This window comes from Prauserella sp. PE36, from assembly GCF_003311655.1.
GTDB lineage: Bacteria > Actinomycetota > Actinomycetes > Mycobacteriales > Pseudonocardiaceae > Prauserella_A > Prauserella_A endophytica.
On the sequence record NZ_QEQT01000064.1, the window covers coordinates 88,088 to 113,302 of the forward strand.

A 25,215-nucleotide genomic window follows, 5' to 3' on the forward strand; every position below is an offset into this window, starting at 1 on the left:
CGTCACCGGCCCTACCTGACCGGCAGAAGGGAATCGCGAGGTGCCTGGAGAACAGCGGGAACAATGGAGTGGCCGCACTGGCTTCATGCTGGCCGCAATCGGCTCGGCGGTGGGGCTCGGGAACATCTGGCGATTTCCTTACATGGCCTACGAAAACGGCGGGGGCGCCTTCCTCGTGCCGTACTTGGTGGCGTTGTTCACAACCGGACTCCCGCTCCTGGTCATGAAATACGCGATCGGCCACCGGTTCCGCGGCTCGGCACCGGCCGCGCTGGGCCGGCTGTCCCGCCGCGCCGAGACGATAGGCTGGTGGCAGGCTCTGCTCTGTGTCGTGATCGGGGCCTACTACGCCGTGCTCGTCGCCTGGGCGGTCAGGTACACCTGGCTCTCCTTCGACCAACGGTGGGGCGATGACCCCAACTCGTTCTTCTTCGACGAACACCTGCGCACCGCTGAAGAGCCAGGGATCTCTCTGTCGCCGGTGGGCAGCGTCGCCTGGCCGCTGTTGGGGGTGTGGATCGTCACACTCGGCGTGCTCGCCTTCGGCATCCGGCGAGGTGTCGAGAGGCTGAACCGGATTCTGTTGCCGGCGTTGTTCGTCGTCTTCGGCCTCCTCGTGCTCCGTGCGCTGTTCTTGCCCGGAGCCGCCGAGGGGCTGGACGCGCTGTTCACTCCCGACTGGTCCGCGATGGCCGACGGCAGTGTCTGGATGGCCGCGTATGGACAGGTCTTCTTCTCTCTTTCAATCGGCATGGGCATCATGTCCACGTACGCCTCATACCTGCGTCGCCGGGCCGATCTGACCGGCCCGGCCCTCGCCGCGGGATTCGCCAACAGCTCATTCGAGATCCTGGCGGGGATCGGTGTCTTCTCCGTGATCGGATTCATGGCACTGTCCGCCGGTAGCGGTGTAGACGAGGTCGTCACCGACGGTATCGGCCTGGCATTCATCGCTTTTCCACAGGTCATCTCCGAGATGCCGGGCGGGGCGACGATCTTCGGCGTACTGTTCTTCGGTTGTCTCGCCATGGCTGGGATAACCTCGCTCATCAGCATTATCCAGGTGCCCATCGCCGCCGTTCAGGAGCGGACCGGAAGCAGCAGGACGGTCGCCGTGGCCAGCGTCGGCGGCAGCATCGCCGCCGTATCCCTGCTGCTGTTCCCGACGACACACGGGCTGCACCTGCTGGACGTCGTCGACCATTTCATGTCGCAGTACGGCATCGTGCTCTCCGCACTCGTCCTGGTGCTCGTCGTGGCGGGGTCCCGGAAGCTGCCCATGCTTCAGGACCACGTCAACAGAACATCGTCGATCACCCTCGGACGCTGGTGGCGGCTGGCGCTCGGTGTCATCACTCCGATCGCCCTCGGCATGATGTTGGTCCAGAGCTTGCGCTCGGAGCTCAGTGACCCCTACGGCGGCTATCCAGTCCCATTCCTGATAACAGCGGGCTGGGCGGTCGTCGTCGGTGTGATCGTGTTCAGCGTCGTCCTCGCCCGGCGATCATTTCGCGGGTCCGCCGATGTCCGTGACCGGGAAGGAACGCTCTGAATGTCCACCGAAGCCATCGTCATGCTCACCGTGTTCGCCGGGTTGATCTGGGGAGGTTTGGCCCTGTGCCTCGCGCACCTGCGGCGGCATCCCGACGATTCGCGTCCGGAGGACTGATCCCGGCAACATATCGATCAAGAAGCGCAGGAAACCACGGTGGCGACGAAGCCATGCAGGCGCAGCAGGCCGCGTAACGCCACCATCCCGTTGAACATCGGCCCGAAGCGCCGGCCTCGTCGTCACTCGTCGACGGCGACGGACCCGCCAGCCTCGCCTGCGAGCGCATGCCGGGTGACGAACTGCGTACGGCAGGATCTCCTCCGGCCGACGCCGACACGAGCCCCGAGGCGGCGACCGACAGGCTGCTCGCGACCAGTGAAGGGTCGTCCCGACAGCATCAGTGCCGGCAGTGCTGGCCCTGGTCGGCAAGGGCGCCTGGTGGTGGCCCCGATGGCACCATTCACCCGTCGCTGCCCCGTCGCTGACAGTGGCCTGCCCCTAGTGCCGCGCTGTCGAGATCCGCGGTTCGGGCCCAAGTGAACCCCACGCGCGTTCGAATCGCGTCTCCTCCACCGAAACCTGGCCGGTCACGCCCGGTCAGTCGGCGTTCAACGCGGCTCTGAGGCGGGCCTTCTGCACCTTGCCCTGGGCGTTCCGCGGCAGCTCGTCGACCAGCTCTACCCGGCTTGGGCACTTGTAGGGCGCGAGCTGTGCGCGGCAGTGCGCGCGCACGTCGTCAGCGGTCAGCCCGTGGCCGTCCCTCACGACCACGAACGCGCAACCGGCTTCGCCCCACTGCTCGTGAGGTGTTCCCACCACCGCGCTGTCGACGACGCCGTCCAACAGCGCGATCACCCGTTCGACCTCGGCCGGGTAGACGTTCTCGCCGCCCGAGATGTACATGTCCTTCAGCCGGTCGACCACGTAGAAGTAGCCATCCTCGTCGGTCCTGACCACGTCGCCGGTGCGAAGCCAGCCGTCGGCGAACGCGGCCGTCGTCGACTCGACGTCGTTCCAGTACCCGCGGGTGAGCCCAGGGCCACGCAGCCACAGCTCGCCGGCCTTCCCTGCTGCCACGTCGAACCCGTCCGCGCCGACGACCCGCGCTCGGGCGTACAACACGGGCTTCCCGACCGAGCCGATCTTCCGTACGGCGTCACCTGGATCGAGGGTCAGCACCGGTCCCCCGGTCTCGGTCATACCGAATCCCTGCCCGACGGGGATTCCGCGTTGGGCGAGCACCTCGAGAACCGGCAAAGGGCAGGGCGCGCCACCGACACTGGCCATGACCAGCCGTGAGAAGTCGGCGTTCTCGAACCCCGGACTGTCGATCAGTGCCTGGTAGATCGCGGGCACGGCCAGGAAGTGGGTCACCCCGATGGCCGGATCGCTGATCAGGGCCAGTGTCTGAGCGGCGTCGAAGGTCCGTTGGATGACCACCGTTCCGCCGGCGTTGAGAACCGGGTTCGAGTAGACGCTGAGTCCGCCGATGTGGAACAGCGGCACGGACACGAGATGTGTGGAGAACGACGAGACGGCGCCGTACAACCCACAGTTCAGGTTGTTGTACTGGAGCATCCCGTAGGTCAGGAGAGCCGCCTTGGGTCTCCCGGTGGTTCCCGAGGTGTAGAGCAGAGCCGCGAGGTCGTCCAGGTGGATGACCTCGGCCGGCGCGAAATCCTCCGGCTGCGAACGGAGAGCCGCCTCGTACCCGTCAGTCGAGTCCACGGGCCCTATCTCGATCAGTGTGTCGACCCCCGCCTGGTCCCGCAGGCGCTCGGCGGCCTGCGTGAACTCCTGCTCGTACAGGAGCGCCTTCGGCCGGCCATCCCGCGCGATGGTCTCCAGTTCGTGCTCCGCGAGGCGCACGTTCATGGGCAACGTCACCACGCCCGTCTTGCCCGCCGCGAACTGCAGGTCGAAGTTGTGGACCCCGTTGTGCGCCAGCAGCGCGACCCGGTCGCCGCGTTCGACCCCCGCGTCCGCGAGGACGCCGGCTAGCCGCCGAGCACGGCGATCGAGCTCTGCATAGGTGAACCTCCGGCCGGTGGCGACCTCGACGATCGCGACCTTCTCCGGGGTCCGCGAGGCGTAGTGGGCAACGGCATCGAAGTGCTCGTACCTGTCAGTCATGACGGAACTCCTCGCGACAAGCTGGATCCGGTTCCCCGACGGGAGCCAGCAGCAGCTGGGCCAGCCGCTTCCACGACGCGAGCCGACGCTGGTTCACCGAAGAGCTTCTGACCACGTGCGCCCGGCGCGCTCCGTGCATCGCGTCGAGGAGCGTTGACAGTGCCAGCTCGTAGTTGGGGTGGCTCGAGTACACCGGCCCGAAGAGATTCGCGCAGAACTCGCGCACCTCCCGGTTGATCGCCCGGTCACCGCGCATCAGCACCCGGCGCAGCTCGGGATCCGTCCGGGCGGCGCTCCAGAGCTCATCGTTCGCAGTGGCGAGCGGAGACTGGAAGCTCTCCCAAAGCGCCTCCACGGCCGCACCGAGCCGCTCCGGCCCTCCGGCGAGCCCCAACCGCAGGTAGAGATGCTGCCGCTGCGAGACGACGAGATGCTCGACGGCCGCGAACAGCAACTCGGCTCGCGAGGGGAAGTAGTGGAGCAACGTTCCCCGCGAGACACCCGCACGTCGCTGGACCTCGACGGTCGTCGTCTGCGCATGTCCGACTTCCACCAACGACTCGACGGTGGCATCCAGCAAACGTGCGCGCATCGCCGCTCGCCGCTCCCCCTGGCTGCGCCGTGTCGCTGTCCGGCCTTGCATGGGAGGACGGTAGCCACCAGTTCCATAAACCGTCAAGCCTGTACAGATTCACCCAGAACCATTGCACTCTAGTGGTACCTGCACGGCGAAGTTATAGTCACGTGTGACGGTTAGTTGGAGAAGCGGAGCGCGCACATGCCCACGGAGAACGAAGAGTCGGTTGTCCTGACCAGGAAGGGCGAGCTGCTCACGATCGTCCTGAACCGCCCGGAGCGCCACAACGCGCTGACCTCGGCGATGATCACCCGGCTCGCGACCGTGTTCGGCGAGCTCGAGGAGGATCCGGACGCGCGGGTGGTGATCCTGCGCGGCGCCGGCGCCGGCTTCTCCGCGGGCGTCGACATCGCGGAATACCTGACCACCGAGGGCGCGCTCGATCGGGACAACCTCGACGCCGGGATCGCTCGGCTGCCCGAGCTCGTCCTCGCGATGCGCCGCTGCCCCCAGCCGATCGTCGCGCTGATGCACGGCGCGGCCTGTGGTGCCGGGTTCGCGCTGGCACTCGCCGCCGATGTCCGTATCGCCGGCCGCTCGGCCCGGATGAACGACGCGTTCATCCGGCTGGGAGTTTCCGGCTGCGAACTCGGTCTGAGCTACTTCCTGCCGAGGATCGTCGGCATGTCGATCGCCTCTGAGCTGATGTTGACCGGGCGGTTCATCGATGCGGAGCGGGCCGTGGCGGTCGGCCTGGTCTCCTCGGTGGTCGACGACGAGGAACTCGACGCCGCCGGGATCGAGATGGCCACCGACATGCTCGTCGCTTCCCGCCTCGGACTGCGGCTCACCAAGGAGACCCTGCGATCCGCACGCGACGTCGACGACCTCTCGGAGGTCATCGCGCTCGAGTGGCGAGCGCAGCGCGAATGTCTCCTCGGCGACAACTTCGGCGAGGGACTACAGGCTTTTCTCGCCGGACGGCGGGCCGAGTTCGACTGAAAGGTCCTCACGGATCAGGTTCTTCTGCACCTTGCCGGTGGCCGTGCGCGGTAGCTCGGCATGCGTCAGGACCACGATCGAAGGCACCTTGAACGCGGCCAGCCCCTCGGCGACGTGGTCCCGCAGCTCTCCCTCGGTGAGGCTCGCACCGGGCCGCAGCTGCACGACCGCGGCGACCTCCTCGCCGAGCGTCGGGTGCGGCAGCCCGATGACCGCCGCGGCCGCGACCGCCTCGTGCTCGTAGATGCGCGCCTCGACCTCCCCGCAGTACACGTTCTCGCCACCACGGATCACCACGTCCTTGAGCCGGTCGACCACGTACAGCCGCCCGTCGTCGTCGAGCATCACCACGTCGCCCGTGTGGTGCCACCCGTCGGTGAAGGCGGAGGCCGTGGCCTCGGGGTTCTTCCAGTAGCCCGCGATCACCCCGGGGCCGCGCACCCACAGCTCGCCCCTGGTCCCCGGCGGAACCTCGTTACCGTGCCGGTCGACGACCTTCACCTCGACGGTCGGCAGCGGGAACCCGACGCTGTCCGGGTGTGCCCAGTAGTCGGGCCCAGCGATCATCGCGATCACAGACGTCTCCGTCATGCCGTACCCGGTCGCGGCGGCGACCCGACCGCCGAACGCGCGCCGAACGCTCAGCACCCGGCCCGGCGGTGCCGCGGTGGCCGCGAAGCCGATACCGGTCAAACTGCTCAGCTCGCGCTCTCCACTGGTCGCGGCTCGCACGATCGCGTCGATCTGCAACGGAACGCCGCCGACCGACGTGAGCCGCTCTCGCTCGATCAGGTCCAGTGCGCACGCCGGGTCCCATTTGTACATCAGCACCAGCTTCGATCCCGACGCAACGCAGCTGTACATGCTCGCCAGCTGGCTGATGTGGAACAGCGGCATCGTCGCCAACGAGCCAGGCTGACTCCCGGCATCCTGACCGAGAAGCGGATTCCGCCCGTTCTGGGCGAGCACCAGGGCACCGAACAACTGCACCGACCGCAAATAGGTGCAGTGGTTGCGGTGGGTGCCCACCGCGCCCTTCGGCCGGCCCGTCGTTCCTGACGTGTAGAGGATCGTGACGTCGTCGTCAGGGTGCACCTCGGCCCAGGGCGCCTCGACCTCGCCACGAAACCACGCGCGCACGTCCTCGAAGCGGTCGACCCCGGAACGCCGCTCGTCCACCCGTACCGAGATGACCCGCCGCAGTGACGCGATCCCCCGCACAGAGGTACCGAGCGACTCGAGCCGTTCCCCGTCGGCGACCAGTAGCACGGCCTCCGAATCCTCGAGTGCGAACAACAGCTCGTCGCGCTTCCACCAGGCGTTCAGCGGGACGACGATCGCGCCGAGCAGAGATGCCGCCCAGAAGAACAGCGAGAACTCGGGGTAGTTGCGCATGGCGAGTGCGATCCGGTCACCCTTCCCGATCGCGTACTCGCGTCGGAGCACGTGCGCCAGCCTGATGGCCAGACGGTGGTGCTCGGCGAAGGTCAGCCGCTCGTCCCCGTACACCAGATAGACACTGTCCCCGAACCGCGCACTCTCCAGCAGCAGCTCGCGCAGGGTGCGGGGCGACCCGGCGAAGACGGTCTGCTGCCGCCCTCCGACCATCTCCGTGGCGAGTTCGAACTCGGCGCCCGGCGCGGTCAGCGCCGCCACGGCGGCAGCGCGGTCAAGAGTGGCCATGCTGTTTCCTCTCCTGGGCGGTTCACTGAGCGAGCAGGCTCGCCAGTACTTCCCGATGGTGTGAAGGTGTGCCCAGCAACGCCATGGACGAGCGGGCCCTGCGGAAGTAGAGGTGGGCCGCGTGCTCCCAGGTGAAGCCGATGCCACCGTGGATCTGGATGTTGTCGGCCGCGGCCCGGTACAGCGCGTCGGAAGCGCTCGCCTTGCACAGGCTGGCGACCTCGACCAGGCGATCGACGTCGTGGTCGGCAGTCCACGCAGCGTTGTAGACGGCGGCCCTGGCCGCCTCGACCTCGATGAAATTGTCGGAGCACAGGTGCTTGATCGCCTGGAACGACCCGATCGGCCGGCCGAACGCCGTGCGTGTCCTGGCGTAGGACACGCTGGTTTCCAGGCTCGCGGACGCGGCACCGACCTGCTCGGCCGCCAGGGCGATGGTGCCGACAGCAAGGATCCGTACCAGTGTCTCCGCCGCGTCGGCGAGCGGAATCGACCGGCAAGGCACGCCGTCGAACTCGATCGTGGCCAGGTTCCTGGTCGCGTCGAGGCCACGGGTCACGGTGCACGTCAAGCCCGGGGCCGCGACGTCGACGAGGTACAACCCCAGGCTTCCGTTCGCGACGGCGCTGACGATGATCAGGTCCGCCGTCGCTCCGTCCACGACATAGGACTTGCGGCCGTGCAGTTGTGGTACACCGTCGACGTCAACGGCACGCGTCTCGACGGCGAGCGGATCCCATCCATGCGCGCTTTCCTGCCATGCCAGGCAGGAGAGCACGGTACCGTCCACGAGCCGAGGGAGATAGCGTTTCTTGATCTCCTCGTCGGACCCGCGGGCGAGCAACATCGCGGACAGCACACTGGTGGACAGGTACGGCGAGGGCAGCAGCACCGAACCCATGGCTTCCATCACCGCGGCCACCTCGACGACGCCGGCGCCAAGCCCGCCGTACTCCTCGGGTATCAGCAGGCCCTGGATCCCGATGCCCGATGCGAGGTCGAGCCAGAGCCTGCGGTCGTGCCAAGGCTCCCGGCTCGTCACCTCGGCGACGCTCGACACAGGTGCACGAGCACCCAGAATCGCGCGCATGGTCTGCTGCAATTCGGTCTGCTCGTCACTGAGTGCGAACCTCATCGCGCCTCACTTCCCTTCGGCCCGGGCACCGGCGCCCTCGCGCGGCAGGCCGAGCACCCGCTCGCCGATGATGTTGCGCTGGATCTGGCTGGAGCCGGCGTAGATCGTGCCTGCGCGCGCGGACAGGAACACCGTCGCCCAGGCGGCACTCGAGTTCGGGCTGCCGAGCGGTTCCGCCGCCAGCGGCGACGTCACCGGGCTCCCGGTGGGCGCGGCGGCGTCGGCTCCGAGAATGTCCATCGCCAGTTCGGTGACGACCTTGTGGTATTCGCTTCCGAAGATCTTGATCAGCGATGACTCGGCGCCCGGCGGCTCGCCCGCGTTCATCGCGGTGATCGTCTTCATCGCGAAGTAACGCTGTGTCTCGACACGGGTGTGGCACCAGGCCAGCCGCTGCCGGATAAGCGGGTCCGACAACAGCCCACGCTGCCGGGCGAGCGTGACCAGCCGGTCCAGCTCCACTCGCGAGGACGTCGCCAGGTAAGTGGCCGTCGATCCGCGCTCGAAACCGAGCAGCGTCATCGCGACCGTCCAGCCGTTGTCCACCCCGCCCACGACGTTCGCCTCGTCCGTACGCGCGTCGGTGAGGAACACCTCGTTGAACTCGGTCTCGCCGTTCGCCATCCGGATCGGTCGCACCTCGACCCCTGGCTGGTCGAGCGGCACCAGCAGCAGGGAGAGCCCCCTGTGCGGTGGAGCTTCTCGATTCGTCCTGGTGAGCAGGAAGATCCAGTTCGCCAGGTGCGCCACGGTGACCCAGATCTTCTGTCCGTTGATCACCCAGGTCCCGTCCCGCAGCTCGGCGGAGGTTCGCACGTGTGCCAGATCGGAACCGGCTTCCGGCTCGGAGTAGCCCTGGCACCATCGGTCCTCGCCGGACAGCACGCGCGGCAGGAATCGCCCCCGCTGTTCCTCGGTGCCCCAGTGCAGCATGGTGTTACCGAGCAGGTCGATGCCGAACGGGTCGGTCGGATGAGGGAGGTACGGCAGGCCCGCCCTGCCCAGCTCCTCCACCAGGATCGCCGCTTCCTCCGGCGTGCGGCCGGCGCCGCCCACCTCGGCCGGCCAGTGCACCGCCAGGTGACCATGCTCGTGCAGCAGTTTTCGCCAGCCGGGCAGGAACTCCTCCCGAGCGGTGCTGTCCAGGCCTCCGAGGCCGGCCCAGCCCTCGGGCACATGCCGGCGAACGAACTGGCGGACCTCGGTCCGGTAGGCCGCCGCCGCGGGCGAATCGGTCAGGTCCACGACAAACCTCTTTCCTGCGACGCGATACGTGCGCGCCGGTTCATGGCACGTCCTTGGTGGCGAGCCGGATCGGTGGGGGCTTTCGCCAGTCGGCCACGCCGTGCTCGGGCTTCGCGACGGGGAAACCGTCGTCGTTGACGCTGCTCCAATGGGCGTGCATGAGCTGGTGAATCTGGAAGCTCTGCCGCAACGAGTTGAGAAACCCCATGTTGTCCACAGCCTGATTGACCGCCTCCTTGATCAGCAGGCTGGTGACCGAGGGCAGCGTGGCGATGCGCTCTGCGAACTCGAGCGTCCGGGCGTCCAGGTCTTTCACCGGGAAGACCTTGCTGACCATGCCGATGCGATGGGCCTCGTCTGCGTCGATCGCGTCACCAGTGACCAGCAACTCCTTGGCTCGGCGTGGCCCGAGTTCGAAGGGGTGCCCGAAGTACTCCACGCCCATACCTCCGAGCCGGGCACCGACGACGTCCGCGAAGGTCGCATCATCCGCTGCCACGATCAGATCGCACGCCCACGCCAGCATCAGCCCTGCGGCAAGCACCGGCCCCTGGACCTGGGCGATGGTGAACTTCCGCAGGTCTCGCCAGCGCAGCGTGTTCTGGTAGAAGTAGTGCCACTCCTGGAGGATGATCCGCTCCACACCGGGGCGGGTACCGCCGTGCTCGTCGAACGACGGGTGGCGTTGCGGCCCGCCTCCCATCTCCGCGATCGCCTGTGCCGACCCGAGGTCGTGGCCCGCCGAGAACGACGCTCCGACGCCACCCAAGATGATCACTCTGATCCGGTCGTCTTTCTCGGCTTCGGTCAGTGCCGTGTCCAGCTCCACGAGGAGGCCGCGGTTCTGCGCGTTCCTGACCTCCGGGCGGTTGAGCTTGATGCGCAGAACTCTCCCGTCGAGGAAGGACTCCTGTATGAGGAACCGGCGATCGCTCGTCTCGGTCATCGTGGCACCGCGATTCCGGCCTCGAGGAGCACGTACTGGCTCTGCAGGATCCGGCCGGTGATCCGCGGACTCGACGGGTCACAGAGATACCGGACAGCCTCGCCCATCACCAGCGGGGACTCGACCAGGTAGTCGGCGGCGGGCGGATGCACCGAAGCGCCGTGACTGGGCACCACGTTGACCGGTGAGATCGCGTTGACGTTGATCCGGTCGTCGTAGAGCTCGGCGGCGAGGCCACTGGAGAATCGCTCCACCGCCGCCTTGCACATGCCGTAGACGGTGTCGGTGCGGGAATAGGCGTTCGCCGCCTCCGGCATCGGGTGATTGGCGGCACCCGAGCTGACGTTGATGATCCAGCCGCGTCCACGCTCGCGCATCGACGGAATCACCGACTGGGCGAGCTGGAACGGTGCGCGGACCTGAACGTCGAACATCAGCGAGAAGTGCTTGTCGCTGAACTCGGCGACGGGCCGCATCACCGAGACCGCCGCGTTGTTGACCAGGATGTCCACCGGCCCCAGTGCCCCGGTCACCTGGCCGGCCAGTGCCCCGCGCTGCTCGGGCACCGAAAGATCACAGTCGAATCCCTCGGCTCTGCCACCGGCGGCTCGGATCTCGTCAACGGTCTGCTCGACAGTGCCCGGATACTTGGGATCCTTCCTCGCGACCACGGCGACGGCCACGCCGGCTTCGGCGAGCCGGAGCGCGATCCCCTTTCCGATGCCGCCGCTGGATCCGGTGACCAGGGCGACGCGCCCCGCCGTGGCCGCGCTCATTTGATCACCTGCGGGTTGAGCGGGGATCCAACGGATCCGGTAATCGTCAGCGGCGGCGCCGTCACGAAGAACTCGTACGTGCCGTCATCGGCGCAGTCGTCAGCGAGTTGTTCCATGTCCCACATCTCTCCGATCAGTACGCCCGCATTAACCAGCAGAACGATGTGCAGCGGGCCGAGCACATCCGGGGTTTCGTACGGCTTCGCCTCCATGCCCCAGGTATCGGTGGCGACAGCGGCGACGCGGCGCTCGCACAGGAAGTGGGCGGCGTCGAGGCCGAGGCCGGGAGCCGGGCCGCCGGCGTAGTCGCCCCAGCTGCCCTGGCTGCGGCACTGCCTGATCTGACCGGTGCGCACCAGGACGATGTCTCCCTCCCCCACCTCGACTCCTTGCCGCACGGCGCACTCCACAAGATCGTCGTCCTGGATGGCGTGCCCTGGCTCGAGCCAGTCGCGGCCGAGGTGCCGGGCCAGGTCGAGCAGCACGCCCCGGCCGACGGCACGGTCCTTGACCTTCGTGATGCTGTTGAACTGCGCGCCGAGGCTGGTCACCGTTTCGGGGCCGCGGCCGTTGTAGAAGTACCCGTCGTGGAAGACATGGCACAGCGCGTCCCACTGGGTCGAGGACTGTAACGGCATGTAGACGGCGTCGTCCGTCACCCGCGTCTCCGGCAGGTGGTCCTGGATTCCCGCCATGATGTCCGCACCGCTGAGCAACATGATGTGCTGCGGGTTGACGCGCCCGAACGCACCCTTCTGCGGCCCCTCGTGGTCCATGGGGAGTGCCAGCGAGAACACCGCGCCCCGCCGGATCAGGCTCGCGGCCTTCACGACCTTGTCAGGGGTGAGGTAGTTCATCGCCCCGAGCTCGTCGTCCGGGCCCCAGTTCCCCCAGGTTCGATACCGTTCGGCCAGGGCGCGAACAGAGGCGATGTCGTGCGCACGGCGCGAGGGGTGCTGATCTGGTGTCATCGGATGCTCCTGAGTCAGAGGTGAGGCAAGACGTGCTCGGCGAACAGACGCATGCTGTGCCTGGTGGCCTCGACGTCGTTGCCGGGAAACGACATCTGCAGAACCAGATGCGTCGATGGCGATGAATTGAGGAGACTCGTAAGTCCTTTGAGGACATGATCCGGCGTGCCGACGTAGATGGGCTCGCCGAAGAAGTCGCCGCGCTGCTCCCGCCGGTACTCCTCGGGGGTCGGTAGGTGAATCGCCGCGAGCTGGTCCTGGCCGATATCGCCGGACGACGCCGCCCAGGCCAGGTAGTGCGACATCATGTGGTGGAGCGGCTCCGCGATGTCGTTCCATGCCTGCTCGGTGGTGTCGGCGCAGTAGACGTTCGCGAGCTGGACCACGTTGAAGTCGCTCGGGTCACGTCCGTGGGCCCTCAGCGCGTCCGCGTACACCTCGTGCGTCGAGGCCAGCGAAGAAGCCAGGTGAAATCCCATTCGCGCGGCACGGTCCAGCGCTTTCGGCCCGGTGGCACCTACCCAGATCGGCAAAGGGCTTTGGACGGGCGGCGGCACGATGCGGATGTCCTGGACACGATGGTGCCTTCCCTCGTAGCTGAACGGTTCGCCACGCAGCAGGCCCTGGAGGATGATCAGACCATCCTCCATCCGACTCGCCCGCTGCTCGTGCGGAATGCCGCGTGGATCGAACTCGTCCGGGACGTAGCCCTGCGCCACCCCCAGATCGAAGCGGCCCCCGGACAGAATGTCCACTGTGGCCGCGGCCTCCGCGACCGCGACAGGGTCGTGCAAAGGCAGCAGCAGAACGTAGGTCCCTATGCGAACGGTCCGGGTCTGCGTCGCCACCGCTCCCGCGATCGGGAGCAGCGCGGGAGCGTAGCCGTCGTCGACGAAGTGGTGCTCGCTCAGCCAGACATGTCCGTACCCCAACTCGTCGGCTTCCCTGATGAGCGACATCTCCGCGTCGTAGACCTCGGTCCACGGACGACGGTTGAAGGCCGGATTCCGAAAGCTGAACAGGACGCCGATGTCCAGACCCATGGCTCACTCCAGAGTCACAAAGCCGGCCGCCGCCTTGCGACCGGCCTCGAGGCTATATCGTACGGACCCCGTACGCAATAGTCGCCCACTGTGCACGCGAGTACGACCTGGGCTTCCCGTACGCTGTTCGTATGGAAACCGGCAGCCGACGAACCCCGGGGAACGCCGCCTCGCGCAGGTCTTCGCGCGGGCGAAGGCGCGACCCGCAACTGGATGCCGCGATCCGCGCGGGCGCCCTGCGAGTTTACGGAGCCAAGGGCTGGCTGGGCTTCACCTTCGAGTCGGTGGCACGAGAGACCGAGATCGGCAAGCCCGCGGTATACCTTCGGTGGGACACCCGGGAGGCATTGCTGAGCGACGCACTGCGCGAGCTGTCCTTCCCGGTGCCGAAGGATCTAGGAGACCTGGCGGACGAGCTCCGCGACCTCGGCCGACAACTCGCCGACTACTGGTACGACGGGCACGGACGCGTGATTCTGCGACTCGTGCTCGAGGCGGCGACCTTCCCCGAACTGCAGGCCGTGTACGACGAGGTCGTACGCGAGCCGGCATCGAAGGCGGCCCTTGAGCTGACGGACCGGGCGATCGCGCGAGACGAAATTGAGGCCGATGCCGAGCGCTACCTGACGGCGGAGATGTTCGCCGGCGCGATCCTCTCGCACTACGTGTTCACCGTGCACCACGCGGCAGGCACCCGAAAGGCGCTCTACCGGTACACGGACAAACTCACCGAACACGTGCTCCGGCTCGTCGTGAAACCGAACGGAGACCGATCGGGCAGTCGGCGGCGCGGTCCGCGAGCATGATGGTTGCGTGAATGGCACACGGCTACTGGTGCTCGCATGGCCTCCCGCTCGTCTGACGCGCGACGAAGGGGAGTCCCCCGCGACCTGCGTGGCGGGTGCGCTGGTTCCTCGCGTACACCTTCCCGCCTCGCTGACCGAACCAGCGTCGTCGGAGGGTACCGGCACATCCCCGGCGGTCCTCAGCCCAGTAGTCCGCGTCCCGGCAACCAGCAACTCTCCCAGCCAACCGGCAGGGGCACGATCCTTTCTCAGGACTCGAAGTCCAGGACCACGCAGTGCTCACCTGCCGGTCGGCCACCACCGGGACGGTGCCGAATGGCTCACTCCCGGGACTGTCCGGGAGCCCGCTGGACACCAGGAACACCATCGGCTACCGGCGCTCGCTCGATGAACGCCGTGTCGCTGGCGAACGGGCGCGCCCGAGCGTGACGACGCTCTGGTGACTCCCTCTCGATGAATGATGCGGCAACGTCGATGAATACCGACAGCACGCGGATTTGCGCTGCCGGTCAGCCGAGATGGTCGATGGGATTGGCGGTGAAGCGTTCGGAGAGCTGGACGGTCCGCTCAAGCTTCGCGAAGGACCCTTTCGGTTGGCGTTTGGCTTCTTCGAGGAAGCTGTGACGCATCCGGGCGGCGAAGTCAAGCCTGGGATAGGTCCGCAGGATGCCGATGAGCGCGGCCTCGTCGAGTTCCTCCATGCCGCGTCCGGCGACGTCGATCTGTGCGCCGAGTTGGACAACCCGCGCGGTGGGGTTGCCGTCCGGAATGAGTTCGGTGTGGCGAAGGATGGCCTTCTCGACGAGCCGGATCCGGTCCCTGTCCCATCCTCGCTGTTGCAGGAACGTGGCAGCCAGCGCGGCGCCGACCTCGGCGAAGTCCGTGTCGCCGCGGTGGGCGTCCGTCAGTCCGAGGTCGTGGATCATTGCCGCGATGAAGGCTGCCTCGTGGTCGACGTCTTTGGTCACGAGGGCTATGCCGAAGAGGTACGTGCGATAGCTGTGGTTCAGCAGGAAAGGAGGCGCCGCTTCGTGCGCGAAGCCAGCGGCTGCCTGTGCGGTGGGTGTATCGGGGATCGTGGGCGCCATGTCGGCTCCTTTCTGAGGCTAGACCGATCGTCACCCGCCCAGAACCATGTCTGCAATGACATACTCATTGCATATCAGGACATGCCGCCGTGGACGAACCACGTCACCGGCCACGTGAGATCGGACGTGCCATGAATGAGCTCGCCTCGCCGCCCTCGCGGCGGGTAGTCGCGATAGCCGTCTTCGATGGCGTCGAGGTGCTCGATGTCGCCGGCCCCATGCAGGTCTTCAGCACCGCATCCCGGACCAGGGGAAGCGCCCAGTACGAGGTGGTCATCGCCGCGGCCGAACGTGGAGCCGTTCGGACATCAGGTGGAATGACGCTATTGGCTGAGCGGACATGGGACGATCTTGGCGCCGATGTCGACACGCTGGTGGTTCCCGGGGGCCTCCAGGACGATGGCGACCGCTATCCGCTGATCGATCACGGTCTCGTGACGTGGCTGCGGACTTTCGCCGGCGTGCCGCGCCGCGTCGTCTCCGTCTGCACGGGCGCGCACATGCTCGCCGCAGCGGGGCTCCTCGATGGGCGCTCGGCTACCACTCACTGGTCGACCGCCGATCTCCTTGCCGCCGAGCATCCCGAGGCCGAGGTCGCGTCGGACGCGGTGTTTGTTCGGGATGGACACGTGTGGACGTCAGCCGGGGTCTCGGCCGGCATCGACCTCGCGCTCGCCCTGGTCGCCGCGGACCATGGCGAGGAGGTCGCCAGGCAGGTCGCCCAGTGGCTGGTCGTCTACCTCCGTCGCGCGGGAGGCCAGCATCAGTTCAGCGCGCTTCTGGGTCCTCGCCGGTCCGTTTCCGATCGGCTCGAGGCGTTGCTCTCGTGGATTCCCGAACATCTCCGCGAGGACCTGTCTGTCGAGACGCTTGCGGCGCGAGTCAACGTCAGTCCTCGTCACCTGTCCCGCCTCATCCGCGAGGAGATGAACACCACGCCAGGCGCCCTCGTCGAGGGAATGCGCCTGCAGTCCGCCGTCGATCAGCTCCTGCACTCCGATGCGCCGCTCTCGAAGGTTGCCACGGCATCTGGATTTGGTTCCGTCACCGGCCTGCACCGCGCGTTCGCCCGCAAGTACAAGGTCAGCCCTGGCGAGTACCGCCGCCGCTTCTCGACCCGTCCTGACCTGGACAGGCACCCCTCGCTCTAGGCGCGGTCCTTGTCGGACTCGGATGGGGTGTGAGCTGCGGTCGAGCATCCCGTCTCGGGACACGAAGGCCTCCGGTCGGTGAAGCGGCTCCTCGGCAGCTCCACTTCACAACCGGAGGCCTTCGCCTGTCACCCAGACTCACCGACGCCGGGAGAGACGACCTCCCTGGACAGCGCACTAGGTGTTGCGCATGTACGCCCGGACGGACAGGGGCGCGAAGACGATGACCGTCGCGATGGCAGCAACGATCGAGAGGCTGAGGTCGGTGCCGATGGTGCCGGTGTTGAGGAGGTCGCGGGCTGCGCTGACGAGGTAGGTAATGGGGTTGAGGTATGCCGCCGTCTGGAGCCAGTCGGGCATCGTGTCGATGGGCACGAAGGCACCCGACAGAAGGGTGAGGGGGTAGAGGACGAAGATCGCGATGCCCTGGAGGGCCTCGGGGGTGCGCGAAATGATGCCGAGGAAGGCGAAGACCCAGCTCAGCGCCCAGGCGCAGCCGATCACCAGCAGCGCCGCCCCGGCCATCGCGGCGAAGCCCCCGCCCGGGCGGTAGCCAAGGGCGAACCCGGCGAGGAAGGTGGTGATCGCGGCGATTGAGTAACGCAGCGTGTCGATGAGCAGGGCTCCGGCGAGCGGTGCGATGCGGGCGATCGGGAGAGTGCGGAAGCGATCGAAGACGCCGGAGTTCATGTCCTCGCGCAGGCCGGCGCCAGTGGCGACGGAGGCGGTGATGATGCTCTGCACAAGGATGCCGGGAATCAGGAAGGTCAGGTAGCTGCCGGTGTCGCCGGCGATGGCCCCGCCGAAGAGGAACGTGAACAGGACGGTGAACAGGATCGGCTGGGCGACGACGTCAAGAAACTGTTCTGGGGTTCGCTTGATGGTGAGCAATCCGCGGTAGGCCATGGTGCATGTGCTCTGGAACGCCTGCGCAGGGCTGGGGGTACGCCGCAAGGCGGGAGCGACGGTGGTCATGGGGCGCCTTCTTCAGTGGTGGACTTCGGAGTGGTGGCGGGTTCGGCCGCGTGGCCGGTAAGGGTGAGGAAGACCTCGTCGAGACTGGGCTTCTGCACGCTCAGCTCGGACAGCCGCAAACCGTTACCGCGCAGGTCGGTGAGCAGGTCGGTGACGGCGTCGGGGTTCTCCAGCGGCACGCTGACCCGGCCGGCTTCGGGTGAGACGGTCGCGCGAGTGCCGAGAAGGGCCTCGGCTCGCTCGCGAACCCGGTCCAGATCGGCTCGAACGTCGGGGCGCAGGAGAAGCACTGAACGTCCGACGGAGGCTTTGAGCTCGTCCGGGGTGTCGTCGGCGATGACCCGGCCGCGGTCGATGACCATGATGCGGTCGGCGAGCTGGTCGGCTTCGTCGAGGTACTGGGTGGTCAGCAGGACTGTGGAACCCTGCTCGACCAGGCGGCGGATGACCGACCACATCCGGTTCCGGTTGCGGGGGTCCAGGCCAGTGGTGGGCTCGTCGAGGAAGATCAGGGGTGGGCGGACGATGAGGCTCGCGGCGAGATCCAGGCGGCGTCGCATCCCGCCGGAGAACTTGCTCAGCGCACGTCCGGCCGCGTCGGACAGGTCGAACTCCTCCAGCAGCTGCGCGGCGCGGCGACGGGCGGCGGCACGGCTGAGGCCCAACAGGCGCGCGAAGATGACGAGGTTCTCGGTGGCGCTGAGTCTCTCGTCGACGGAGGCATATTGCCCGGTGACCCCGATGAGCTGCCGGACGATGTGGCCGTGAGTCGTGACGTTGTGGCCGAAGATCCGGGCGGTGCCAGCATCCGGACGTAGCAGGGTGGCGAGCATCCGGACGGTGGTGGTCTTGCCCGAACCGTTGGGTCCGAGCAACCCGTAGATCGAGCCGGTACGGATGCTCAGGTCGAGGCCGTCGACGGCCCGGTGGTCGTCAAAGGTCTTGGTCAGACCGTGAGCCTGCACCGCCCACTCGGTCGCGGGGGTGGACGGCGCAGGCGCGAGGGTGTCAATCACGAGGGTCGTCGCTTTCGGTGGTTGGGCCGGGATCAGGCGGCTCGTGCTCGATCAAGGAGGCTTTCGCGGTCCACACCCGCGAAGGCGAGGGCGCGCGGGACCGTGCCGAGACTGGCGGTCAGGATGCCAAGCAACAGCTCGGTCTCAGCGGGACGACGTCGGCCGTCCTGCCCGCCGATCGCGCGGCCTCGTTGGATGGCCTCCTTTGTAGAGGTTCCCCAACCCGGCCGGGTCTGGCGCGGCGTTGCCGTAAACAGCTCCTCATCCAATGGGCCGACCCCGACCGCGTACAAACTCTCGGTTCGCTCGCGGTCCAGAGCGGCTTCGATGCCGTCGCGGTCCAGACCAGCCTCGATCAAGACCCTTCGGGCCGCGAGTACCTCGTCGGAAGCGAGCGCCAGGAGAAGGTGCTCCGCCTCGACCGCGGGCGCCCTCCGGGCGCTCGCCTCCTCGATGGCGCGCTCCAGCACGCGGGTCAGTGACCTGTTGAGCTTCTGATCAGCCATTTCTCCTCCTCAGTTCAACACCTGCGGCGACCAGGCGCCGCAGGTGCTTCTTGTTGACAGCCTGTCGGGTCACACCCAACGCCTCGGCGACCTGACCCCAAGCCCAGCCCTGGCGCATCGCACGCTCCACGGCGGCATCCTCGAGTCGGTCGGCCAGCTCACGGAGGGCGATCACGGCGGCTAGCTCGTCTGCCACTCCACCCGTTGGCGGTGTCACTTGCGAACTCATTTAAGCAACCTATGTTGCTAGCCGCTGTTTGTCAACTCAGGTTTCCTAAGCGCTGGTCTTTGTGGCAGTGACTGCCTTTAGGCTGCTACTGTCTAACGTGGTGCGCGTGCGACTCGGTGTCAAGCACGCAGTACGCCTTGACAGAAGGAGCCGCCATGTACGAAGGGTCCGGACTGCGGGCTCGCAAGAAGCGCGACGCGATGCACCGAATACAGGACACGGCGCTCGACCTGTTCGAGGAGCGCGGCTACGACGCCGTGACGATCGAGGAGGTCGCGAACGCGGCGGCATTCGCGCCCAGAACGCTTTACCGGTACTTCGGTACCAAGGAGATGCTCGTCATCTGGGACGAGCACGACGAGTCCGCGATGGAGCCGATCCGGCGGCAGCTGGTTTCGCTCGACCCAATCGACGCCATCCGGCAAGTCCTGCACGCCAGCTTCGAGGCCATGACCGAGCGCGAGCTCGCGCAGCTCGAACGCCGCCTGAAGCTCATCTACGCCAACCCCGCTATCGAGGCCGCCCTCACCCTTCACGCCGACGCCCTGGCCCGCCACCTGGTGGGAGTGATCAGTTCGTCTCCGGATGCCGACCTGGAAGCGCACGTCCAGGTGAACGCCCTCGTCGGCGGCATCCTGGGCGCAATGCGGCACTGGTCGCTCAGCGCAGCGCCGACCCCCGTCATGGTCTCCATCGACCGCGCACTCGCTGTCCTCGAACGGGGTGTCGGGCGCAGCTCAGCCCACCTTCGAGCCAACACCGGTAACCCTCCGGCGAGCACATCAGCAGGGAAAGGCAAGGACCAGGTCCGATGACCGCCGCGCGTGAGGTCCTCATATCTGGCGCAGGCATCGCCGGGCCGGCGCTCGCCTACTGGCTCCACGAGCACGGGATACGCGGCACGATCGTCGAGCGAGCCCCAGCTCCCCGCTCTGGGGGCTATGCCGTGGATGTACGTGGCGCGGCGATCGACGTCGCTCACCGGATGGGCATCCTCGAAAACCTGCGCGCCACAACCAGCGAGATCGCCCGCGGCGGGTTCGTCGACTCCCGCGGTCGGATCATCTCCGGCTTCGACACATCCACCGTCGCTCCTGGCGAACGTTCACTGGAAGTGCTGCGCGGTGACCTCGTGCGGCTCCTCCACGAGTCGGCCGATACGGACACCGAGTATCTGTACGAGGACACGATCACCGCACTGACGCAACACGACGGAGGCGTCGACGTCACGTTCGAGCGCGGCGAACCACGAACGTTCGATCTGGTCGTCGGAGCGGACGGCCTGCACTCCAACGTCCGACGTCTGGCGTTCGGACCGGAGGCTCCCTACCGGCGCTTCCTTGGCAGCTACGTCAGCATCTTCACCGTGCCCAACTCCCTGGAGCTCGACCGCGAGGCGCGCCTGTACAACACCCCCGGCCGGCTCGCGGCGATGTACCACACCCCACGCGCCGATGGCGCCAAGGCACTGCTCCTGCATCGCGTGAACGACGAGACCGAGATCGATCGCCGCGATCCCGTTCTGCAGCAGGAACATCTGCGGTCCACGTTCGATGGGATGGGATGGGAGACCGACACGATCCTGGCGGAGATGGAGCGTGCCACCGACTTCTATTTCGACTCGGTCACCCAGATCAAGATCGACCGCTGGTCCCAGGGCCGCGTCACACTGGTCGGCGACGCCGGGTACTGCCCCTCGCCGATGTCCGGTCAAGGTTCCAGCCTCGCCATCGTCGGCGCCCACGTCCTCGCCGAAGAGCTGGCACGACACGACAGCCACGAGACCGCCCTTGCCGCGTACGAGGCACGCATGCGTCCGTTCGTCGCGGCGAACCACGCGATCGCCGACCCAGGACTGTCCTTCATCGCACCACGCTCGCGCTGGGGAATCGCGACCCGCAATCTGCTCATCAAGGCGGCGCCCCTGCTCTCCACCCTCAGCAGGTTCAGCTCCAAGGTGTCGAAAGCCGCTGAGGCCATCGACCTCTCCACCGGCACCCGCCGAGGTGTCTGACGGCATCGTGATCAGAGACGGTGTGTGGGCGAGCCGCTACGCCGCGGCGGCGCCTCTCTCGAGGCGCACGCCGCGTACCTGGCCGCGCTCCCGGACCACCCCGCCCCCGTGAACTAATGGGTGCTGAACGATCCCGCAATCGAAGTCCGATCACGCGGACGCGATGACGCTGGCCAACATCCTGTGCACCGATATGCATGCTCACCGGCCGCTGCCCTCCGACACCGGACTGGCCCGGATCATCGCTGTGCTGGCTCGCGGCCACCAGGACGCGATTTGGCGGCGCACCAGGGTATCCAACGAGCTCCGGTCCCTGGTGCGGGAATACTTCTCCGGCTTGGAACCGCCCCCCGTCACCCGCACTTCCGGCAGCTCGATCAAGGGCGAACACCCCGCCCGCACCGGCAACCGCAAGCTCGAACGGGCGTTCTTCCTGGCCGCATTCGCCGCCCTGCACGACCCGACCAGCAGGGCCTACTACGACTTGCGAGAGAGCCGAGGGCAAGAAACACAACGCCGCCCTCATCTGCCTGGCCCGCCGCCGCTGCGACGTGCTCTTCGCCATGCTCCGCAACCGCACCTACTACCGAACCCCCGCAACCCAAGGCCACGTCCGCGGCGGCTTGAAAACCACATAGGGACACCCCGCCGCGAACAACAGGACCAGCGCCGTGCCCACGGTGGGCAGCGCGCGACGCGTTGGTGGTCGGTGGCCGCCAGCCGGCGCCTGGGCGGACTTGCCGCCGGCGCGAACGAGCCTGCCACGAACTGCTCACCGGCCTCGGGCGGAACGCGCAGGGGCATCGGCAGCGTGTGTGTCACTCAATGGCCCGGCGGCGTCGGCCACCCGGCGATCCACCGGGTTGGACGTCAGGGCCGCTCGCGACGTGACGTCTGGTCGTACCGGCCGTGCCGTGGTGGCGCGGTCGGTTCGGCGGACGTGGACCAGCCGACCGGCGACGTGCCGTCCGGAGCCGGCGGTACCTCCGGCTGGCGCTCCTGATCGCCGGGCGAGGGACTGGCTCCCTGCTCGAGCTGCTCCACTCGCGCCGCGATCATGTCGAGCACAGCGGGACGTCCCGCGTGCGCGCGCTCGTACTCCCGTAACGCGGCGAGCTGATCTTTGTCGAGAGACCGGATCCGGTGTTGAATGCTGCTCTGCGGCAGATGATCGTAGCCGGGCAGCGGTGAGTTGGTATGGCCGGACACGTGGTTCCTCCGTCCTGTGTTCCTGTCCTGATGGGCCGACAACGCGAACGACTCGGCGCCCTCGTGGCCGAGGCTGTCCAGCGAAAGGTGTTGCCGCTTGTTTCTCGCGCGTGCCGACAAGCTCCTTCCGTGCTTCCTTACGGCTACCACGTCGTGGCCGTGTCACACCCGCCCCGCGATGCCACTAGACCGTGGCAATGGCACCGTCAGCCCGCCGGGGCAGCCGCACGAACGACCCCGTTGATGGGCCCGCTATCGACGGCGGTCACGGCCTGTCGGACCGCAGCACCGCGACCGGGCACGGAGCGTGGTACAGCACGGCGTGGCTGACCGACCCGAGGAAAGCACGGCGGACACGGCCGCGGCCGTGGCTGCCGACCACGAGCAGCCGCGCATCCTGGGCAGCGTCCAGCAGGGCATGAGCGGGCGGATTCGGCACCTCGGCCAGTGTGGCATCGACATCGGGATACGCGGTCCCGTGCTGGTCGAGCTGCCGTGACACTCCCGGCTGCATGCCGCCCTTCCCGACCTGTGGACCGAGGCCGGCCACGGGTCCGGTGGTCAGCAGGTTCGGCGGGAGATCCGAGAGGGCGTGCACGGCACGCAGCGGGACACCGTGGCGGTGGGCGAAGTCGAACGCGAATCCCACGGCCGGATCGCTGTTCGCCGAACCGTCCGCGCCGACGATCACCGGTGCGTGGTCGGCGACCTCGGTGTCCAACTCGTCGCCGTCAGGCCCCGTCCGGACCACGACCAACGGCACGTCCACCGAGCGGGCCAGGTCAGCTGCTGTGGATCCGAGCAACACGCGGGGCAAGGCGCTGATACCGGATGAACCGATCACCAGTAGCGGGGCCTCGCGATCGGCTGCAACGCGGGCCAGCGTCGCCGCGGCCGGGCCCTCGGGAGCCGCCGTTTCAACGGTGACCTCCGGAGCCATGCGGCGACACTCGTCGGCGGCATCCTCGAGCAGCTGCCTGGCGTGCCGGCGGATCAGCTCGCCGTCGAAGTCGGCCGCCGTGACCCGGTCCTCCACGGCCGGTGGCGCCCACTCGAAGACCTGCGCGATGAGCAGGCGCCGATCCCGCCGGGCCGCTTCGGCCACGGCCCAGCGCAGTGCCAGTCCGGCGCCGTCCGACCCGTCGAAGCCGACCACAACCGGCCCCTGCGTAGGAGCTGAGTTCGTCATTCCCCTCATCCTTCGTGCCCGGTTCCGGCTTGCGATCCAGGGATGCCCGATTCGTCGGAATTGAACACATCACGCCCAGAGGTGCCTGCGTCCCAGACTCGCCATCACGGCCAACGCGCCGAACGGCGCCGACCGTGCGGCGAGCGCCGCCGACGAAGTGGCAGTTACGCCAACGTCGCAGAAGCCGAGACCGCACGTGCAAGAGCGTCCGCCGCAACGGCTCGGTGCTCAGCGCACGAAGCCACGCGCGCGGCACGCACCGCCAAAACCTTGGCCCGGACGCCGCGGCACGCCTTCCAGGCTCGCCGGGCAGGCAACGACGCCGCCGCCCACCCCGAAGCAGCCGCCGCAGCCCACACGGTCGCCGCGCAAGCCGGTGATGGATACGGGAGTGAGGGAGAGGCAGGGTTCGACGATCTCGTGATGGACATCGTGTGCCGTACCGAGAGTTTACCCGCTTGAGTTCCGGCGGCGTGCACTTGCATCGCTGGAAGTGGGACGGTTCGCGCTCGATGTCGCGTCCGTCGGGGACGGCCGAGTCCTGGGTTAACCGTTGTAAGAAACGGGACCTGCTCGGCTGCGGTCGCTACTTTCCCGACGCGGGCTCGGCGCCGTCACCGACGACGCGGTATGTCAGCTCGACATCGCCAAGCGCACCGACTCGCGCGTGTCCCAAGACATGGTTTCCCCTTGCGGTCATTGGTGTTTCCGCAGACCACATTGCACGCGCCGCTCACGACACACCAAGGGGCGGCTGCCGCTCAGTGGCAGCCGGGTTCGAGTCCGCGATTTGACGCCGACGTCAGTCGGACCGGCGCCAGCTTGACTTTGCCGTCGCCGCACGATTCCTGGCAGTTAGCGAACGGCCTCGGTGTAACGTCGTTTCGTGGCAGTCGAGCGACGAAGTGAATCACCAGGCCAGCGCCCTCAACCTGGCGGTCGGCGCGAGACGATCCTGCGCTGTGCGTTGGCGGTCGTCGCTGAGAACGGGATCGGCGGGCTTCGAATGCGCGACCTCGCTCAACGTGTCGGTGTGAGCCATCCCAGTCTTCATCACCATTTCGCCACGAAGGGCGACCTGCTGGCGGCTGTGGTCGATTATGCTCTCGATCATGAGATCCTGACTGGGATCGAGTTGGATCCCGCAAGTGCGGATCCGGTCGGTGATCTTGTCCGCGTCCTCGAGGTGACGCACGAGCGGTTCGCCTCACGCCCCGACATCGGTGTCGTGCTGGGGGAACTGATCCGGCAAAGCCGTACGGATCCTTTGCTGGCGGCGCGTCTCGGTGACAGGCACGCCGCGTGGCGCTCGGTCACCGAGGTCGCCCTTCAGCGGGCCGTCCATATGGGGAGACTTCCGTCCGGTTTCGACGTTGAGGCGGTCACCGACCTGCTTCTCGCGGCGATCACCGGATGGTCGACTTGGCCGTCGCAAGAGACGCCCCCGCCATCGATGCGAGCAATCCGGGCGCTGCTCACGCCTGCTTCCTCGACCGGGCATTGAGGTCGCGTTCTGCACAAGATTAGGTCGCTGCGAGTCAACTCACCAGGTGGGTGTCCGACCAGTATTGGTTCCGAACGGCGTCGCTTCGACATCGACGACGATTGGAGCAAACATGGACTACATCTGCCTGTCGCTTCCCGTGCAGCCGGACCGTGTGGACGACACACGGAAGTTTCTGAGCAACGAGCTTCCGGACCGGCTCGATGAGCTCGCTGACTCCCAAGCCGCGCTTGGCATCGTAAAGGAGCACTGGTTCCTCGATGGCCGTGAGGAGGGTGCGACCCTGATCGGCTACATCGAAAGCCTCGATTTCGCCAAGAGCGCGGAGCTGATGGCTGCGTCCAAGCGGCCCTTCGACGTCTGGTTCAAGTCGCGGCTGCGCGAATGCACCGGGGCGGATCTCGAGGGCCCGCCGACCTATGGTCTGCCTGAACCGCTGATTACTTGGTCAGCCCGCTGATGCGC

25 protein-coding genes and 2 pseudogenes are annotated in these 25,215 nt (G+C 67.3%); 11 read left to right on the plus strand and 16 right to left on the minus strand.

What is annotated here, in order from left to right:
* Positions 1–40 precede the first annotated feature (40 nt).
* Both DI005_RS17555 and DI005_RS17560 read left to right on the plus strand, forming a co-directional pair.
* On the plus strand, positions 41–1,552 hold the full coding sequence (locus DI005_RS17555; RefSeq protein WP_113642842.1) for a sodium-dependent transporter: 1,512 nt from the start codon (positions 41–43) through the stop codon (positions 1,550–1,552).
* Positions 1,553–1,669, plus strand: coding sequence for a methionine/alanine import family NSS transporter small subunit (locus DI005_RS17560; protein WP_112273722.1), 117 nt, complete (start codon positions 1,553–1,555; stop codon positions 1,667–1,669).
* A 480-nt stretch (positions 1,670–2,149) separates the two neighbouring features.
* On the opposite strand, the gene DI005_RS17565 is transcribed toward DI005_RS17560, so the two are convergent.
* A complete protein-coding gene (locus tag DI005_RS17565; protein ID WP_113642843.1) occupies positions 2,150–3,685 on the minus strand; it encodes a long-chain fatty acid--CoA ligase in 1,536 nt (511 codons plus the stop codon).
* Positions 3,678–4,277: a TetR/AcrR family transcriptional regulator gene (locus tag DI005_RS17570; protein ID WP_158559827.1), complete on the minus strand. Its 600-nt coding sequence runs from the start codon at positions 4,275–4,277 to the stop codon at positions 3,678–3,680. The genes DI005_RS17565 and DI005_RS17570 overlap by 8 nt, the downstream gene beginning before the upstream one ends.
* A gap of 186 nt (positions 4,278–4,463) precedes the next feature.
* Here DI005_RS17570 and DI005_RS17575 point away from each other — a divergent pair, with 186 nt between their 5' ends.
* Positions 4,464–5,264 (plus strand): enoyl-CoA hydratase/isomerase family protein, encoded by an 801-nt coding sequence (locus DI005_RS17575; RefSeq protein WP_113642845.1) that lies wholly within the window; start codon positions 4,464–4,466, stop codon positions 5,262–5,264.
* Here the strand turns inward: DI005_RS17575 and DI005_RS17580 are convergent.
* The 7 genes from DI005_RS17580 to DI005_RS17610 are packed head-to-tail and all read right to left on the minus strand — an operon-like array spanning position 5,223 to position 13,063.
* Positions 5,223–6,947, minus strand: coding sequence for a class I adenylate-forming enzyme family protein (locus DI005_RS17580; RefSeq protein WP_113642846.1), 1,725 nt, complete (start codon positions 6,945–6,947; stop codon positions 5,223–5,225). The genes DI005_RS17575 and DI005_RS17580 overlap by 42 nt on opposite strands.
* 22 nt (positions 6,948–6,969) lie before the next feature.
* Complete coding sequence (locus tag DI005_RS17585) at positions 6,970–8,082, minus strand: acyl-CoA dehydrogenase family protein (RefSeq protein WP_113642847.1); 1,113 nt, start codon at positions 8,080–8,082, stop codon at positions 6,970–6,972.
* A 6-nt stretch (positions 8,083–8,088) separates the two neighbouring features.
* Complete coding sequence (locus tag DI005_RS17590; protein ID WP_113642848.1) at positions 8,089–9,327, minus strand: acyl-CoA dehydrogenase family protein; 1,239 nt, start codon at positions 9,325–9,327, stop codon at positions 8,089–8,091.
* A gap of 40 nt (positions 9,328–9,367) precedes the next feature.
* On the minus strand, positions 9,368–10,273 hold the full coding sequence (locus DI005_RS17595; protein ID WP_112273736.1) for an enoyl-CoA hydratase: 906 nt from the start codon (positions 10,271–10,273) through the stop codon (positions 9,368–9,370).
* Positions 10,270–11,049 (minus strand): SDR family NAD(P)-dependent oxidoreductase, encoded by a 780-nt coding sequence (locus DI005_RS17600; RefSeq protein WP_113642849.1) that lies wholly within the window; start codon positions 11,047–11,049, stop codon positions 10,270–10,272. Before DI005_RS17600 ends, DI005_RS17595 begins: the two co-directional genes overlap by 4 nt.
* Entirely contained in the window at positions 11,046–12,020 is a 975-nt protein-coding gene (locus tag DI005_RS17605; protein ID WP_112273740.1) for a cyclase family protein, read from the minus strand. The genes DI005_RS17600 and DI005_RS17605 overlap by 4 nt, the downstream gene beginning before the upstream one ends.
* Before the next feature lie 14 nt (positions 12,021–12,034).
* Complete coding sequence (locus DI005_RS17610) at positions 12,035–13,063, minus strand: LLM class flavin-dependent oxidoreductase (protein WP_112273742.1); 1,029 nt, start codon at positions 13,061–13,063, stop codon at positions 12,035–12,037.
* Positions 13,064–13,194: 131 nt separating this feature from the next.
* On the opposite strand from DI005_RS17610, the gene DI005_RS17615 reads away from it, so the two are divergent.
* The gene (locus DI005_RS17615; RefSeq protein WP_112273744.1) at positions 13,195–13,869 is read left to right on the plus strand and encodes a TetR/AcrR family transcriptional regulator; all 675 of its coding nucleotides are present in this window, start codon (positions 13,195–13,197) and stop codon (positions 13,867–13,869) included.
* A gap of 509 nt (positions 13,870–14,378) precedes the next feature.
* Here DI005_RS17615 and DI005_RS17620 read toward each other — a convergent pair.
* Positions 14,379–14,957: an HD domain-containing protein gene (locus DI005_RS17620; protein WP_113642850.1), complete on the minus strand. Its 579-nt coding sequence runs from the start codon at positions 14,955–14,957 to the stop codon at positions 14,379–14,381.
* A 131-nt stretch (positions 14,958–15,088) separates the two neighbouring features.
* Between DI005_RS17620 and DI005_RS17625 the strand changes: the two genes are divergently transcribed.
* Positions 15,089–16,108 (plus strand): GlxA family transcriptional regulator, encoded by a 1,020-nt coding sequence (locus tag DI005_RS17625; RefSeq protein WP_113642851.1) that lies wholly within the window; start codon positions 15,089–15,091, stop codon positions 16,106–16,108.
* Positions 16,109–16,285: 177 nt separating this feature from the next.
* Here the strand turns inward: DI005_RS17625 and DI005_RS17630 are convergent, their stop codons facing one another.
* Genes DI005_RS17630 through DI005_RS17645 form a run of 4 tightly spaced genes read right to left on the minus strand, consistent with a single transcriptional unit; the run spans position 16,286 to position 18,780 of the window.
* Positions 16,286–17,083, minus strand: coding sequence for an ABC transporter permease (locus DI005_RS17630; RefSeq protein ID WP_112273750.1), 798 nt, complete (start codon positions 17,081–17,083; stop codon positions 16,286–16,288).
* Complete coding sequence (locus DI005_RS17635) at positions 17,080–18,099, minus strand: ATP-binding cassette domain-containing protein (protein WP_233520177.1); 1,020 nt, start codon at positions 18,097–18,099, stop codon at positions 17,080–17,082. Before DI005_RS17635 ends, DI005_RS17630 begins: the two co-directional genes overlap by 4 nt.
* Before the next feature lie 32 nt (positions 18,100–18,131).
* Entirely contained in the window at positions 18,132–18,605 is a 474-nt protein-coding gene (locus DI005_RS17640; RefSeq protein WP_113642852.1) for a Clp protease N-terminal domain-containing protein, read from the minus strand.
* Entirely contained in the window at positions 18,598–18,780 is a 183-nt protein-coding gene (locus DI005_RS17645) for a hypothetical protein (protein WP_369973596.1), read from the minus strand. Before DI005_RS17645 ends, DI005_RS17640 begins: the two co-directional genes overlap by 8 nt.
* 209 nt (positions 18,781–18,989) lie before the next feature.
* Between DI005_RS17645 and DI005_RS17650 the strand changes: the two genes are divergently transcribed.
* From DI005_RS17650 to DI005_RS17665, 4 genes and pseudogenes are all read left to right on the plus strand, one after another.
* Entirely contained in the window at positions 18,990–19,649 is a 660-nt protein-coding gene (locus DI005_RS17650; protein WP_113642853.1) for a TetR/AcrR family transcriptional regulator, read from the plus strand.
* Complete coding sequence (locus tag DI005_RS17655) at positions 19,646–20,848, plus strand: FAD-dependent monooxygenase (RefSeq protein ID WP_113642854.1); 1,203 nt, start codon at positions 19,646–19,648, stop codon at positions 20,846–20,848. Before DI005_RS17650 ends, DI005_RS17655 begins: the two co-directional genes overlap by 4 nt.
* Positions 20,849–20,978: 130 nt before the next feature.
* A pseudogene (locus DI005_RS38590) lies at positions 20,979–21,179 on the plus strand (transposase); the annotation flags it as partial.
* Positions 21,180–21,197: 18 nt separating this feature from the next.
* Positions 21,198–21,486, plus strand: a pseudogene (locus DI005_RS17665) (transposase); the annotation flags it as partial.
* A 232-nt stretch (positions 21,487–21,718) separates the two neighbouring features.
* On the opposite strand, the gene DI005_RS17670 reads toward DI005_RS17665, so the two are convergent.
* Together DI005_RS17670 and DI005_RS17675 are read right to left on the minus strand one after the other, a co-directional pair.
* Positions 21,719–22,057 carry a hypothetical protein gene (locus tag DI005_RS17670; RefSeq protein ID WP_112274805.1) on the minus strand — a complete coding sequence of 113 codons (339 nt, stop codon included), beginning with the start codon at positions 22,055–22,057 and terminating at the stop codon, positions 21,719–21,721.
* A 265-nt stretch (positions 22,058–22,322) separates the two neighbouring features.
* A complete protein-coding gene (locus DI005_RS17675) occupies positions 22,323–23,246 on the minus strand; it encodes a universal stress protein (protein WP_158303135.1) in 924 nt (307 codons plus the stop codon).
* Positions 23,247–24,132: 886 nt separating this feature from the next.
* Between DI005_RS17675 and DI005_RS17680 the strand changes: the two genes are divergently transcribed.
* Both DI005_RS17680 and DI005_RS17685 read left to right on the plus strand, forming a co-directional pair.
* Positions 24,133–24,750 (plus strand): TetR/AcrR family transcriptional regulator, encoded by a 618-nt coding sequence (locus tag DI005_RS17680; RefSeq protein WP_113642855.1) that lies wholly within the window; start codon positions 24,133–24,135, stop codon positions 24,748–24,750.
* Between the two features lie 112 nt (positions 24,751–24,862).
* On the plus strand, positions 24,863–25,210 hold the full coding sequence (locus tag DI005_RS17685; protein ID WP_112273764.1) for a hypothetical protein: 348 nt from the start codon (positions 24,863–24,865) through the stop codon (positions 25,208–25,210).
* Positions 25,211–25,215 lie beyond the last annotated feature (5 nt).